General features: G+C 74.9%; 8 protein-coding genes and 1 pseudogene. 5 read left to right on the forward strand and 4 right to left on the reverse strand.

Annotation, left to right across the window (positions count from 1 at the left end; translation table 11 throughout):
* The 4 genes and pseudogenes from larC to I6A81_RS34125 form a co-directional block, all read left to right on the forward strand.
* Window positions 1-77: pseudogene (larC, locus tag I6A81_RS34110) on the forward strand (nickel insertion protein); the annotation flags it as partial.
* Between the two features lie 87 nt (window positions 78-164).
* A complete protein-coding gene (locus I6A81_RS34115) occupies window positions 165-1,586 on the forward strand; it encodes a sensor histidine kinase (protein ID WP_203003255.1) in 1,422 nt (473 codons plus the stop codon).
* A gap of 285 nt (window positions 1,587-1,871) precedes the next feature.
* Window positions 1,872-2,732, forward strand: a complete 861-nt coding sequence (locus tag I6A81_RS34120) for a dolichyl-phosphate beta-glucosyltransferase (RefSeq protein WP_307875110.1) — start codon at window positions 1,872-1,874, stop codon at window positions 2,730-2,732.
* Between the two features lie 39 nt (window positions 2,733-2,771).
* The gene (locus I6A81_RS34125; protein ID WP_203003253.1) at window positions 2,772-3,812 is read left to right on the forward strand and encodes a TAXI family TRAP transporter solute-binding subunit; all 1,041 of its coding nucleotides are present in this window, start codon (window positions 2,772-2,774) and stop codon (window positions 3,810-3,812) included.
* A gap of 49 nt (window positions 3,813-3,861) precedes the next feature.
* On the opposite strand, the gene I6A81_RS34130 is transcribed toward I6A81_RS34125, so the two are convergent.
* The 4 genes from I6A81_RS34130 to I6A81_RS34145 all read right to left on the reverse strand — a co-directional run bounded on the left by I6A81_RS34130 (window position 3,862) and on the right by I6A81_RS34145 (window position 11,568).
* Window positions 3,862-5,013 carry a hypothetical protein gene (locus I6A81_RS34130; protein WP_203003252.1) on the reverse strand — a complete coding sequence of 384 codons (1,152 nt, stop codon included), beginning with the start codon at window positions 5,011-5,013 and terminating at the stop codon, window positions 3,862-3,864.
* Complete coding sequence (locus I6A81_RS34135) at window positions 5,010-8,489, reverse strand: AAA family ATPase (RefSeq protein ID WP_203010405.1); 3,480 nt, start codon at window positions 8,487-8,489, stop codon at window positions 5,010-5,012. Before I6A81_RS34135 ends, I6A81_RS34130 begins: the two co-directional genes overlap by 4 nt.
* A gap of 131 nt (window positions 8,490-8,620) precedes the next feature.
* A complete protein-coding gene (locus I6A81_RS34140; RefSeq protein WP_203005187.1) occupies window positions 8,621-9,790 on the reverse strand; it encodes an exonuclease SbcCD subunit D in 1,170 nt (389 codons plus the stop codon).
* A 65-nt stretch (window positions 9,791-9,855) separates the two neighbouring features.
* Complete coding sequence (locus I6A81_RS34145; protein WP_407661424.1) at window positions 9,856-11,568, reverse strand: ATP-binding protein; 1,713 nt, start codon at window positions 11,566-11,568, stop codon at window positions 9,856-9,858.
* 862 nt (window positions 11,569-12,430) lie between these two features.
* Between I6A81_RS34145 and I6A81_RS34150 the strand changes: the two genes are divergently transcribed.
* Window positions 12,431-14,701 (forward strand): ATP-binding cassette domain-containing protein, encoded by a 2,271-nt coding sequence (locus I6A81_RS34150; protein ID WP_203005186.1) that lies wholly within the window; start codon window positions 12,431-12,433, stop codon window positions 14,699-14,701.
* The last annotated feature ends 10 nt before the right edge of the window (window positions 14,702-14,711 follow it).

Raw genomic sequence — 14,711 nt, forward strand, 5'->3', positions numbered from 1 at the left:
TGCACGGGATCGATCCCGCCGCGGTGCACTTCCACGAGGTGGGCGCGCTGGACGCGATCGCGGACGTGGTCGGGGTGGGGCCTCGGGCCGCGGCGCGGGCGCGAGTGTGACGGACCTGGCCGCCGCCGCGGCGGCGAAACGGCGACCGCCCGCCTGAGCCTGTCGTGCGAGTCCGGCTGTTGGTGATCCTGCTGGCGTTGATGGCCACGGCGCTGGTCGCGCTGGGCGTGCCGCTGGCGCGCACCCTGGCCGAGGGCAAGCAGCAGGAGATGTTCTTCGACCGGCTCAGCGACACGACCCGCTTCGCCAACATCGCGGGCCAGGACCCCGGCAGAGAGGGAACGCGGGCGCTCATCGACGAGCTGGTTCGTTACGACGAGGTCTACGGCATCGAGGCTGTCGTCTACAACCGGGACGCCACCGTCCTGGCCCAGTCCCGTGACGTGCTGTCGCCACCGGACGACCGGATGCACGCGAACCTGGCCGCGGCCCTGCGCGGCCGGGCGGGGGAGAACCCGGCGCAGATCTGGCCCTGGCAGGACCGGCCACTGGTGATCGCCGAGCCGGTGATGTCGGGCGGCGACGTGATCGGGGCCGTGCTCACCGTCTCGCCCACCGACCGGCTGCGCGACCAGGTGACGGGGCGCTGGCTGCTGCTCGGCCTCGGCGAGCTCGCGGCCCTGCTGCTGTGCATGCTGGTCGCGCTGCGGCTCACCCGCTGGGTGCTGGCGCCGGTCGACAACCTGGACTCGGTCACCCACGCGATCGCCACCGGCCAGTTCTCGAGCCGGGTCTCCGATCGGGTCGGCCCGCCGGAGCTGCGCCGGCTCGCCACCTCGTTCAACGAGATGGCCGACCATCTGCAGGAGGTCATCTCCCAGCAGCGCGCGTTCGTGGCGGACGCCTCCCATCAGCTGCGCAACCCGCTGTCCGCGCTGCTGCTGCGGATCGAGAACATCGGGCTGGGCCTGCCGCCGGAGTGGCTCGACGAGCTGGAGGAGACCCGTACGGAGGGGCGCCGGCTGACGGAGGTGCTCGATGAGCTGCTGGCGCTCGCCCAGGCCGAGCACGCCGCCGCCCGGCCGGCGCGGTTCGACGCGGCGACGACGGTGCGCGAGCGGCTCGCCGCCTGGCGGCTGGTCGCGGCGACGCGTCAGATCAGCCTCGTCCAGGGCGGCCTTGGCCTGTCCGAGTCGGCGTGCTACGCAGACCGGACGGCGCTCGGCAGCGCGCTGGACGCGGTGCTCGACAACGCGATCAAGTTCTCCCCGGCGGACTCCACGATCGACGTCACGGTCGTCCGGGACGCCGACACGGTCGGCATCGTGGTGCGTGACCGGGGCCCCGGGGTCGCGCCGGACGAGCTGCCGGCCGTCGGCCGCCGGTTCTGGCGCAGCCCGCGCAACGTCAACGTCGGTGGTTCCGGCCTCGGGCTGAGCATCGCCACCGCGCTGCTCACCTCCTCCGGCGGCGGCCTGTCGGTCGCGCTCGCGGAGCCGACCGGGCTCGCGGTCACCCTGCGGGTGCCCCGCCGCCCGCCCGCCGCGCCGGCCGCGGTGCCACCCGCGAGGGCGTTCACCTCCTGAAACACTCGCCGGCCACTCCTCGCCACTCACTCCTCGCCGACCACCGTTGCCGGTTCCCACCGAAGGCGCGTCCTCAGCGGACGACGCGGCCTGGCACCGGGACTGTGCGGTCCGCGACATCAACACCCGGGCAACGCACCGTCTGGGAGTATGCCCGGATGATGTGGCCCTTCCCGAGCTAGTTAGGTTTGCCTATATTGGCCGCGTTGTCACGAAGCGCGGCCAGGGGCGAACGTCTGCGCACGGCGCGGCGCGGTCGGGAGGTGTGACGTGGATCGCGTGGCCGTGAGTGTCGTGATTCCCGCTTACAACGAGGCACGCCGGTTGCCGAGGTCGCTGCCGTTGCTGGTCGCGGCGCTGCGAAAGGTCCCGGGCTCCGAGGTGATCGTCGTCGACGACGGCAGCCTCGACGGCACGGCCGCGATCGCCGCGGGCCTGCTGCGCGGCCTGCCGGGCAGCCGGGTGATCAGGCTTCCGTGGAACAGCGGGAAGGGCGCGGCGATCCGGGTGGGCGTGGCCGCGGCCACCGGCGAGGCGATCGTGTTCATGGACGCGGACCTGGCGTCCGACGTCACCGATCTGCCGGTGTTGCTGGCGGCGCTGGAGCACGCCGAGGTCGCCCTCGGGTCGCGGCGGATCGGCCCGGGGGCGGACCGGACCAGGACCCGGCAACTGGGGAGCTGGGCCTTCAACCAGATCGCCCGTTCGATCACCGATCTGGACATCGCCGACACCCAGTGCGGCTTCAAGGCGTTCCGCAAGGCGGAGGCCAAGGTCCTGTTCAGCCTGTCGCGGGCGACGGGCTTCGGTTTCGACGTCGAGGTGCTGTCGCTGGCCCGGTCGCTGGGGTACCGGATCGTGGAGGTCCCGGTGCGCTGGACCGAGGAGCCGGGCGGGACCTTCCGGATCATTCGGCACACTCCGGCGATGCTCGCCGACCTGGTCCGCGCCCGTCGGCACGTCCACCGGGCCGGCCAGCCGTCGCCGGCCCGGCCGGTCGAGCCCCTGGGCGATCTCGCCGTCTACCGGAGCCGGCGCGACGAGTCCGCGGGCGCGTCCCGGTCCCGTGAGGGCGCGGCCCCGCCCCCGGACGCCCAGGCTGGCGGCGCGGTCGTCGTCCGGCAGGTCGGCCCGGGCCTCGGCTAGCGGCGGCTCCCACCCGGCGGCCGGTATCGTCGTGCGGACATGCGGGGGTTACGGCAAGGCGGGCACCAGGCCGACGGCGGGTCGCCGGGTGGGTGGTGGACGCACCGGCGGGTGCTGGTGGGCTTGTCCGCCGCGCTGGCCGTCGCCGTCGCCGTCGCCGTCGGCGTGGTCGCCGTCGTCCGGGACGGGCAGGCCCAGGAATACCGCCGCGGCACGATCGTGATCCTCACGGGCGGCACCAAGGGCATCTACTACAGCTACGGGGTGGAGCTCGCCGCCGCGATCAACCGCCGGCTCGACGGCGTGCGGGCCGAGGCGCTGGCCACCACGGCATCGGTCGACAACGTGCGGCGGGTCGCCAGGTCCGCGAACGTCTTCGCCTTCACCGCCGCCGACGCGGCGTCGGCGGCCGTGGACGGGCGCCTCCCGTTCACCGCGCCGGTGCCGATCCGCGCGCTCGCCCGGATCTATGACGACTACCTGCACCTGGTGGTCCGCGCCGACGCCCCGATCAAGGAGATCACCGACCTCGTCGGCAAGCGGGTCTCCATGGGCTCGGACGGGTCGGGCACCGGGCTGATCGCCGAGCGGATGCTCGGCGTCGCCGGGGTCGACCCGGCGACGCTCGCGGTCAGCCACCTCGGCATCAACGAGTCCGTCGACGCCCTGCTCGCCGGTCAGATCGACGCCTTCTTCTGGTCAGGTGGCCTCCCGACCGAGGGGATCACCGAGCTGACCGACGAGGCCGCCGTCCGGCTGGTGCCGCTCGGCCAGCTCGCCACCGGCCTGCGCGCCACCTGGGACCCCGCCTACCGCATGGGGACCATCCCCGGCGACACCTACCGCCTGGCCGAGCCCGGGCACACGCTGACGGTCGCCGTGCCCAACCTGATCGTCACCAGGGCCGACACCGACAGCGGCCTGGTCGAGGAGGTCATCAGGATCCTCTTCGGCGCGCGCGGCGACATCGCCGAACGGGTGCCGGTCGCGATCGCGCTCGACCACCGCAGCGCCATCGCGACCTCCCCCCTCCCGCTGCACGACGGGGCGTTGCGCTACTACCGCGCCGAGAAGATCTGACTTCCCGCCCGCGGCGGCGCGTGCCGCCGAGATCCGGCTGGCGCCAGGCTCACGCGGCGGCGGCGCGGCGCAGGGAGCGGTAGAGGAGCCGCGGGTCGCCGAGGCGGCGGCGCAGCGCCCGTTCGAGGCCGGCGATGGGGTAGAGGTTCTGCGGCGCCCGGCCGTCCTTGAACTCCTGGGACGCGAACCGGGGGAGCACGACCTGGCTCAGGTCAGCGAGCGCGACCGCCTCGTCCGGGGACAGGTCGGCGCGGCACTCGACGCGGGCGACGCCGGCCCAGGGGGCGCCCGGCCGGCTGGGAAGGCGCAGGTACCAGCTGAGCCGGTCCCAGTTGGCGTCCCTGCGGTTGTTCAGGAGGAAGACCGGGGTGCGCTGCGCCGGGCCGAGCCGGCCGACGACGGCATGCTGCGCCGCCGGCAGGAACTGGGTGTGGTGCGTCTTGACGAAGCCGAGCGCGCGGGGCAGGCGCGTCCGGCCGCGCAACGGCCCGTCGACGACGAGCAGGTCGCCGGCCTGGCCGGCCGGCCCCGCGGCGCCGCGCTGGTCGGGCCACGGCGGGCCGTCCGCTCCCGCGCCGAGCCCGCCGGCGCCGGCGGGCCGCTCGTCGTCGTCATCGACGGTCTGGACGAGTTCATGGGCGCCGCGGGCCCTGGTGGCGGTCCGCACCTCCAGCTCGAGCAGCTCCTGCTGCAGGGACAGGGTCGGGCCGTCGGGGCCCTCCTTCGCCGGCTTGGCCCGGTACCTGCCGCCGCCGGTGAACAGGTCGCCGGCATGCGTGGCCGCGGTGAACAGGCCGCGGCGGACGTGGGCGCCGAGCAGGTGGGCGCCCTGCTCGCAGCAGCACACGACGCCCGCCGCGTACGACGCGCAGATCGCCGGCGCGGCGGAGGTCGCCGCCTCGCCGTCCGGCGCGAGGTCATGGATCCACGCCCGCGCCTCCACCCGGCGCACGCCGTCGACGAACAGCACGGCCGCCGGCGCGGTGACGACCCGTGACCTGGCCGCCGGCACGGCCACGGGGCCCCACGCCGCGGCCCGGACCTCGATGTTCACCTCGACCCGGGCGCTGGAGTCGGCGAGGTCGTCCCCGGCCACGCTGGTGCCGTAGCTCGGGTCCCAGGCGTCGACACTGAACCGCATCCCGCCGTGGGCGGTGAACGGCGCCCCGCGAGCGGCGGTGAGGTCCGCTGTCGTCGTCACGTGTTCTCCCGGATGACGGTGGAGGTGCGCTGGTCGCGGCTGACCGCGAAGCGGACCGGGACGCGTTCGGCCAGCGCGCGGACATGGGTGACGATGCCGACCATCCGCCCGCCGCCCGCGCCCGCGAGGCTTTCCAGGGTGGTCGCGACGACGTCGAGCGTCGCCTCGTCGAGCGTGCCGAAACCCTCGTCGAGGAAGATCGAGTCGAGCCGGGCGGCGCCGGCCGCCGCCATCGTCGTGAGCTGCGCGGACAGCGCCAGTGCCAGCGCCAGGCTCGCCTGGAACGTCTCCCCGCCGGAAAGGGTACGGACCGGGCGGCGGGAGTCGGCGTCCGCGTGGTCGACGACGATGAACTCGCCGTCGGCATGGGTGAGCTCGAACTGCCCGCCGGACAGCTCGGCGAGCGTCTCGGACGCGTCGGCGACCAGCACGTCCAGCGCGGCGGCGACCAGCCAGCGCTGGAACCGGTCCGAGCGCAGCAGGATCCCGAGCTGATGGGTGACCCGCTGGTTCTCGCGGGTTCTGGTCAGCTCCGCCCGTAGATCCAAGGCCGCGGCGCGGCGTTCGGCGAGCCGGTCCCGCGCGGCCCGCGCCCGTTCCAGCGTCGTCGCCACCGCCCGCGCGGCGCGGTCGACGACCGCCGTCAGGTCGGCCGGCGGCGCCATGCCGTGCGCCGCGAGCAGGTCGGAAAGGCCCCGCGCCGCCGCGTCCCAGGCCTTCGTGGCGTCGGCCACCGCCGCGCCGAGCGCGGGCAGCCGGTCCCCTCGGGCCATGGCCTCGGCCGCCGCCCAGCCGGTGAGCGTCTCCCAGTCCGCGCGCAGGTCCTGGCCGGCGAGCGCGGGCGCGCCGAGCGTGACGACCGTGTCCCGTGCCCGGGCCAGCACGGCCTGGGCGGCGCGCAGCGCGTCCTGGGCGTCCCGCAGCGCGGTGTCGGCCGCCTCGGCGTCGGCACGGGCCGCGCGCAGCCGCTGGTCGGCGTCGCGCGCCGCCTGGGTGAGCCGGTCCAGCTCGGCGAGCCTCGCCGTCACGTCGTCGGCCGACGGGGCCGCCGCGAGCCGCCCGCGCAGCTCGGTGATCCGCGCGTCCAGCGTTTCCAGCCGGCCAGCGGCGGTGCGCTCGTCGTGCAGGGCGGCGACGTGGTCGCGCTCGGCCCGCTCGGCCGCGCCCTTCGCCTGGGCGAGGGCCCGGTCGGCGCCGGTCAGGGCCTCGCGGGCCGCCGCGTCGCGGGCGGCCGCCGTGCCGAGCTCGGTGGACCGCCTGGCCGCCAGCTCGCCGGCCCAGCCGACCAGCCGGGCCCAGCTCGCGGCGAGGTCGATCCCCAGGCCGGTCGCGACGCCCGTCCCCGCCGGCCGGGTGCCGTCGGCCGGGCCGGGCTCCCGCCCGCCGTGGTCGTCGTCGGCACGGTCATCGCTGGCACGGCCGTCGCTGGCACGGTCGTCACCGGCGCGGTCGTCACCGGCGCGGTGGTCGCTGGAGTGGTCGTCGACGAAGCCGGGGGCGCCGAGGGCGACCAGCGGGTCGCGGGCCTCGGCGAACTGCGCGCGCGCCTGGGCGCCGGCCGCCGCGAGCGACGCGACGGCGTGGTCGGCCTCCTGCGCGTCCCGGCGGACGGCGGCCAGTTCGCGCGCGGCCCTGGCCGCGGCCCGCTCCCGCCGGTCGAGCTCGGCGAGCCCGGCGGCGACGCCGTCCGCGTCCGGGGCGCCGGCCAACGCTCGCCGCGCCTCGTCCGCCCGCTCGGCCAGCCGGCGGATGTCGAAACGGCTCCGGTACTCCGCCTCGCCGGCCTCGGCCGAGCGCCGTTCCTGGGCGGCGAGATCCCCGGCCGTGGCGTCGAGCGCGGCGCGGGCGGCCGTCAGCGCTCCCGGCTGGCCGGCGGCCGGCGGGGTCACGACCGCCTGCTCGCAGACCGGGCACGGCTCACCGGCGACGAGGTGCGGGCGCAACGCGGCCGCCAGGTCGGCCGTCTGCGCGCGCTCCACCGCGGTGGCCGCCTCGTCGCGGCGCCGCCGGGCGGCCTCGACCGCGGCGACCGCCGCGTCGAGCGCGGCGCGGGCGCGGCCGTGGGAGTCCTCGGCGGCGCTTCTGGCGGGCGCCAGGAGGGCGAGCTCGCCGTGCGCGTCCCGCGCCCGCTCCAGCGCCGCGCGGTCAGGGGCCGCCGCGAGGACCGCCCGGGCGTCGGTGTCGGCCCGCTCCGCCGCCGCCCGACCCGCGGCGGCAGCGGCGGCGGCCCGCTGGGCCTCCCGCAGCCGGCCCGCCAGCTCGACGACGCCGGGCGGCGCGCGCAGGCCGGCGAGCTGATCGCGTTCGGCCCGCAGCCGCGCCACCTCCTCGGCCACCGTCCGCGCCGTGCGCGCGGCCTCCTCGCGGGCGACGGCGCCGGCCTCCCGCGCCGCGCGGTTCTCGGCGACGGCGGCGACGATTCCTCCCAGGGCGGCCCGTGCCGCCACATGGGTGGCCTCGGCTCCCGGCCGGGCGGCCAGCTTCTCGGCCAGCTCGTCGTGGTCACGGCGCGCCTGCTCCAGCCCGGCGCGCTCGGGGGCCTCGGTGAGCGCGACGCGGGCCGCGCTGTCGGCCCGCTCGGCCGCCCGCCGCCGCTCGGCCGCCTCGGCGGCGGTCCGGACCGCGGCGGCGAGCCGGGACGTCAGCGCGACGACGTCCGCCGGCATCTGGACGGCGGCCAGCAGAGCACGTTCGCTGGAGACGCGGGCCAGCGCGGCCTCGGCGTCCCGGGCCGCCGCGGCCAGGACCGTGAGGCCCGCCACGGCCGTGTCGACCTGGGCGGACACCGCGGCCAGCGTCTGGACCCGCGTGGCGGCCGCCTGCTCGGCCTCGTCGGTGGCGTCCTCGTAACCGGCGAGCTGCTTCGCCAGCGTCTCGGCGGTGTGCTCGCTGGCCTTCGCCTGGTCGTTCGCGGCGGTCCGGATCTCGTCGTAGACACCCAGGCCGAGCAGCTTGGTGAGGATCTTCTGCCGGTCGGCCGGCTTGGCGTGCAGGAACTCGGCGAAGTCGCCCTGGGGGAGCACGACACACGCGCAGAAGTGCTCGAACGTGAGCCCGAGCAGCCGCTCGACCTCGCCGCTCACCGCCGAGTCCGCCGCGAGGACCTCGGTCGGCTCGCCGGGCGCGCCGAGCCCTGCCGGGTCCGCCAGCCTCTCCAGCCGCGCGTTGCGGACGTTGACGCCGCCGTTTCCCAGGCGGCGCAGCTCGCGGGCGACGACGTAGCGGGCACCGGCGGCGTCGAAGAGCAGCCGCACGGTCCCCCGGTCCACGGTCGGGGCCAGGGCCAGCGACACGGTCCGCCGGTCGTTCCACCGCGGCACCGACCCGAACAACGCGAACGTCATCGCGTCGATGACCGTCGACTTGCCGGACCCGGTCGGCCCGACCAGCGCGAAGTAGTCCGCGTCGGCGAAGTCCACCGCCGCGGCGTCCCGGAAGGAGCCGAAGCCGGCCATCTCCAGCAGCACCGGTCGCATCAGCCGTCCCCCTTCAGAACCGCTCGGGGCCCGCGCCTGGCGCGGCCCGCCGCGCCGGGCCAGGCTCACCGGGCCGGGCCCGCCGGGTCGAGCCGGGTCCCTGACCAGCGGCGCCGGGCGAGGCCGCCGGGCTAACCATGCCGCTCGGCTCCGACAATTTCGTCGTGCAGCAGGTCGAACATCGCCTCGACGCGTTCGTCGGCCACGTTCTGGCTGGCGAGGTACTCCCGGAAGAGGTCGCCCGGGCCGCGCCCGGCCGTCGGCCGGGTCGGCCGGTCGCCGGTGGCCGCGGCGGCGAACTCGGGGTCGATGCGCACCTCGAGCGCGTTCGGCAGCACCTCCTGCACCTGCTCGCGCAGCCCCGCCCGCGCCGGCTCGCGCACCCACACCCGCAGGTACGCGTCGCCGTGCTCGGCGGCCCGCTCGGCGAGTTCCGCGACGGTGCCGCGCACGGTCCGCAGCCGCCGGCCGGCCGTCACCGGGATGTCGACACCCCTGGCCGGGCTGCCCGGCGCCGCCTCGACGACCCGGACGACGGGCGTGTAGTCCTCCTCGCCGAAGTCGACGGCGAGCGGGGAGCCGCAGTACTCCACCGGGCAGGGCGCGGGCAGCGTCTGGCGGCGATGCAGGTGGCCGAGCGCCACATAGTGCGCGTCGGCGGGGAAAGCCGTCGCCGGCACGTAGTAGTCGAAGATCGACTGTGCCAGCCGCTCGCCGCCGCCGAACCTGCCGCCGGTCACCGTCAGGTGCGCGAGCACGAGGTTGACGGCGTCGTCGTCGAAGCCGGCGGACAGGGCGGTGAGCAGGTCGCGGACCATCTGGTCGTACTTCGCCGCGTTCTCGGCCGGCGTCTGGGTGACGAGCTCGGCCGCGCGCACCGCGAAGCGCTGCGAGACGAAGGGCAGCAGGGCCACCCGCACCGGTTCGCCCGAGCCTCGGGCCTGGAACTCGACCACCCCGCCCCTGTCCGCCCGGCGCACCGTGCCGACCATCGTGATCCCCGCGGCCTGCATCAGCGGCCGGTACGCCTCGAACGAGCGCGGATGGTCGTGGTTGCCGGCGATCACGATCACCTCGGCGCCCGTGCTCCGGAACCCGAGCAGCGTCTGGACGGCGAGCCGCTGCGCCTCCGCCGACGGCGCGGCCGAGTCGTAGACGTCCCCAGCCACCAGCACCGCGTCCACCTCGTGGGCGCGGGCGACGCCGACGAGCTCGCGCAGCACGGCCTCCTGGTCCTCGAGCCGGCTGCGGCCCTTCAGTGACTTGCCGATGTGCCAGTCGGACGTGTGCAGAAACCTCATCGCGAGCGGTCCTTCGCGGCGCGACCGGGCGCGGGTCGCGCCGGCCGTTGGCGGGGTGGCGGTGGTCAGAAGGGGGGCGGATCGTCGTCGTCGGGGGTGGGCAGCAGGCTGAACGGGTCCGGACGGGACTGCCCGGGCGCCGCGGGCTCGCCCGGTGCCGCCGGGCCGGCCTCGGCGGCCTCCGAAGGGCGCGTCGCCCAGGCGGGGAACGGGAAGGTGACGGCCAGCGGGACGGGGATCTCCGGCTGGGTGACGAACATCGTGCCCGGCTTGGCCAGCGTCGCCCGGGCGCGCTGGCTCGGCGGCAGGAAGCCGTACTCCGGCCGGGACGCCTCCGCCGGGTCGAGCCGGCCGACGATCCGGATCGCGCTGTTCGAGATGATCCGCCGCTCGACCTCGCTCGCGGTCTGCTGGGCGCCGATGAGGATGATGCCCAGCGACCGGCCGCGCTCCGCGATGTCCAGCAGCACCTCCTTGATCGGGCTCGTGCCGTCCCGCGGCGCGTACTTGTTCAGCTCGTCGAGCATCGTGAACAGCAGCCCGCCCGGCCCGGCCTCCTCCTTGCGGCGCGTCTCCGCCGCCAGCACCACGCCGACGACGAACCGCTGCGCCCGCTCGGGCAGGTTGTGCAGGTCGACGACGGTCACCTGGTGCTCGGCGGTGCTCACCCGCCGGCCGGGCGCGTCCGGCAGGTCGGCCCTGATCAGCGGGCGCAGCGCGCGCAGCGAGGAGCGCAGCCGGCGGACGAAGGCGTTCACCGTTCCGGCCCCCGTCGCCGGCCCCGCCCACTTCGCGCGCGAGCCGTCGTCGTTCACCCGGTCGATGACGAAGTCGACCAGGTTCTCGTAGGTCTTGAGAACCTCGCCCTCGATCTTGACCGCGCCGTCCCTGCCATAGGGGACGGCGTCGAGACGCAGCCGGTTCGTCACCTGGTGGACGACCATCGTGTACTGCTGCCGGTCGTCCTCCGCGTCCGCGAAGGCGTAGGGGAGCAGCTCCTGGGCGCAGAACTCCAGCGGCGTCCACCAGAACGCGCTCACCCCGGACGTGCGCGCCGCGACGTGCGGGCGGCCGGTGGTGTCACCCGGCAGCGGCGGGGCGAAGAAGCCGGCCGACGCGAACGGCTCCGCCGGCAGGCCGAGGCGGTCGTAGACGGCCCGGATCTCGTCGGTCAGCCGGATGTTCGGCCGGTCGAGGAACAGCAGGTCCTCGCCCTTGACCGAGAACACCAGCGCCTTCGCGTTCACCGCGGCCCGGCCGAGCACCCCGCACCGGAAGATCGAGTACAGCAGGAACAGCGCGAAGCTCGTCTTCGTCGCGACGCCGGAGATGCCGCTGATCGAGACGTGCGCGCCGCGGGTGCCGTCGAGGAACTCCAGGTTGATGAAGATCGGCGTACCGTCGCGGCCGAGGCCGGCCGGGACCTTGCGGTCCATCTGGTTGAAGTAGAGCGCGGTCGCGCGCTCGTCGCCGGTCGCCCGCCGCACCAGCTCGCCGGGGCGGGGCGGCACGTAGATCTCCGGCTCGACGCGCGTCGTCGTGACCTCGGCGATCTCCTGGACCTGCGCGGGCAGCACGCCCTCGGCGATGAGGAACACGTCCGAGTCGAAGCTGGCCCCCTCGTGCCGCGCCTCGACCTGCGTGACGACGCCGGCCGTCATCACCGGCCCGACCCCGGGCACGTTGCGGACGGTGACGACCACGTCGTCCAGCTGCAGGTAGCTGCCGTCGTTGACGGCCACATGGAAGAGCAGCGGGGTCGCCTCTTCGGTGCCCATCACGCGCCCGATCGGGGGGCTCACCGGCGCGGTGCCGGCGGCCGGGTCGACCCCCGTGGCGGCCGCGCCGTCCGGACGCGGCTCACGCGCCCCGTTCAGCGGCGCGCCGGGCAGGCCACCGGCCTCCGTCACCGTCACCGGATACGTCACCTCCACCGTCACCGCCACCCACCGTCGCCGCCACCGATCCGTGGCCCGGCGTTCGTCGCGGCGGACGCGCTCGGTCTCTGGTCGGGACGCATCCGCCCGGGCCGCGATCACGCCGGCCTAGCATTATCCGACCGGCCGCGGCCGCGGTGTGTTGCCCGACTTCGGCGTGTCTCGCCGCATCCGAGTCGGGGCCGTCGCGCTCCCGTCCGCGCGACCCGCGCCGAGGGCACCATATGCCGTGTTCCTGACAGTTTCGGGGACGCGCGGGTCCCGGCGGTTCCTCCACCCGACGCCGCTCGCCACGACGGCCCTCGCTCGAGGGAAACCTCGTGACCGGTGAGCGGGCGGCCCCGACGAACGGCTGCCATGACCTGAGGGGCATTCGACCATGATCCCAGACGGCATGGTGCCGAAAACCCCGTCGTCTGGCACCGCGGCCCATGCGCCGATCCCAGGACCGGCCGACTACGAAGTGATTTCCCGTCGCCCCATGTGGCGAGCAATGCCGGCGTCGGAACCAAGGGGACGCGGCTCGCCACGCCGTTCGCCGCCTGCCGCGACGCCCCCGTGCCCGCCGCGTCGCGTTCCACCCGGCGGCCTCCGGGCCGGTCCGGCCCGTGGCGAGGCGGCCGAGGCCGAAGGCCCGCCCCGGCTGGCCCGCCCTGGGGAATTGCGGCCAGGATTTGTCCGAGGCGGCGGATAGCGTGGCCATATGCACGTCGCAGACAGTCATGACCTCATCCGTGTCCATGGTGCCCGCGAGAACAACCTGAAGAACGTGAGCGTCGAGATTCCGAAGCGCCGGCTGACCGTGTTCACCGGCGTGTCGGGCTCCGGCAAGAGCTCGCTTGTGTTCGGCACGATCGCGGCCGAGTCACAACGCCTCATCAACGAGACGTACAGCGCCTTCGTGCAGGGCTTCATGCCGAGCCTGGCCCGGCCCGACGTCGACCTGCTCGAGGGGCTCACCACCGCGATCATCGTCGACCAGGAACGCATGGGCGCGAACTCCCGGTCGACGGTGGGAACCGCGACGGACGCGAACGCGCTGCTGCGGATCGTGTTCAGCCGGCTGGGTGTGCCGAGCGCCGGCCCCGCGTTCCACTACAGCTTCAACGTGCCCGCCGGCGCCTGCCCGCGCTGCGAGGGCATGGGCGCGGTGACCGACATCGATCTCGACGAGCTGTTCGACCGGAAGAAGTCGCTCGCCGGGGGCGCCCTCACCATCCCCGGCTACACCGTCGACGGCTGGCAGGTGCGCATCTTCGCCGCGTCCGGTCTTCTCGACCCAGATAAGCCGATCATGAACTACACCGAACGGGAGATGCGCGACTTTCTCTACAAGGAGCCCGTCAAGGTCAAGGTCGAGGGCATGAACCTCACCTACGAGGGCCTCATCCCGCGGGTGCAGAAGGCGTTTCTGCAGAAGGACAAGGAGGCGTTGCAGCCGCACATCCGGGCCTTCGTGGAACGCGCCGTCACCTTCACCGCCTGCCCGGAGTGCGCGGGCACCCGGCTGAACCAGGCCGCGCTCGCGTCCCGCGTCGGCGGGGTCAACATCGCCGACGCCTGCGCGATGCAGATCAGCGACCTGGCCGACTGGGTGCGCGCGCTCGACGCGCCCTCGGTCGCGCCGCTGCTGGCGACCCTGCGGGCGACCCTCGACTCGTTCGTCGAGATCGGGCTCGGCTACCTCAGCCTGGACCGGCCGTCCGGCACGCTGTCCGGTGGAGAGGCCCAGCGAACCAAGATGATCCGCCACCTCGGTTCGAGCCTGACCGACGTGTCGTACATCTTCGACGAGCCGACGGTAGGGCTGCATCCCCACGACATCCAGCGCATGAACGAGCTGTTGCTGCGACTGCGCGACAAGGGCAACACCGTGCTGGTCGTCGAGCACAAGCCGGAGACCATCGCGATCGCCGACCACGTCGTCGACCTGGGCCCGGGTGCCGGGAGCGCGGGCGGGACGGTCTGTTTCGAGGGCACCGTCGCCGCCCTGCGGGCGAGCGACACCCGCACCGGCCGCCACCTCGACGACCGGGCGGCGCTCAAGCCGGTGACCAGGACACCCACCGGCCGCCTCGAGATCCGCGGCGCGCGCCAGCACAACCTGCGCGACGTCGACGTCGACGTCCCGCTCGGCGTGCTGGTCGTCGTCACCGGGGTCGCGGGGTCGGGCAAGAGCTCGCTCATCCACGGCTCGATCCCGAGGGGCGCGGGCGTCGTCTCGGTGGACCAGACGGCCATCCGCGGCTCCCGGCGCAGCAACCCGGCGACCTACACCGGCCTGCTGGAACCGATCCGGAAGGCCTTCGCGAAGGCGAACGGCGTCAAGCCCGCGCTGTTCAGCGCCAACTCCGCGGGCGCGTGCCCGAACTGCAACGGCAACGGCGTCATCTACACGGACCTGGCGATGATGGCCGGGGTGGCGACCGTGTGCGAGGAATGCGAGGGCCGGCGCTTCCAGACGGAGGTGCTCAAGTACAAGCTCGGCGGCCTCGACATCAGCGAGGTGCTCGCCCTGGCGGTGTCCGACGCGGTGGAGCTCTTCGCGAGCGGGCCGGCGCGCACGCCGGCCGCGCACGCCATCCTCACCCGGCTCGCGAGCGTCGGCCTCGGCTACCTGCGCCTCGGCCAGCCGCTGACGACGCTGTCCGGCGGGGAGCGCCAGCGGCTCAAGCTCGCGATCCACATGGCCGAGACCGGCGGCGTCTACGTGCTCGACGAGCCGACGACGGGCCTGCACCTCGCCGACGTCGCGCAACTGCTCGGGCTGCTGGACCGGCTCGTCGACGCGGGCAAGTCGGTGATCGTGATCGAGCACCACCAGGCGGTCATGGCGCACGCCGACTGGATCATCGACCTCGGCCCGGGCGCCGGCCACGACGGCGGGCGGGTGGTGTTCGAGGGCACCCCGGCCGCGCTCGTCGCGGCCCGCTCCACCCTCACCGGGCAGCACCTCGCGGAGTACCTCGCATAGCGGGGCCGCC

This window comes from Frankia nepalensis, assembly GCF_016786325.1.
Lineage (GTDB): Bacteria > Actinomycetota > Actinomycetes > Frankiales > Frankiaceae > Pseudofrankia > Pseudofrankia nepalensis.

Excerpts from the sequence above, each read along its gene's own strand:
- I6A81_RS34125 (WP_203003253.1), top strand. The coding sequence starts at position 2,772 with ATGCGGGGGTTACGGCAAGGCGGGCACCAGGCCGACGGCGGGTCGCCG.
- I6A81_RS34135 (WP_203010405.1), bottom strand. The coding sequence starts at position 8,489 with ATGCGACCGGTGCTGCTGGAGATGGCCGGCTTCGGCTCCTTCCGGGAC.
- I6A81_RS34140 (WP_203005187.1), bottom strand. The coding sequence starts at position 9,790 with ATGAGGTTTCTGCACACGTCCGACTGGCACATCGGCAAGTCACTGAAG.
- I6A81_RS34145 (WP_407661424.1), bottom strand. The coding sequence starts at position 11,568 with ATGGGCACCGAAGAGGCGACCCCGCTGCTCTTCCATGTGGCCGTCAAC.
- I6A81_RS34150 (WP_203005186.1), top strand. The coding sequence starts at position 12,431 with ATGCACGTCGCAGACAGTCATGACCTCATCCGTGTCCATGGTGCCCGC.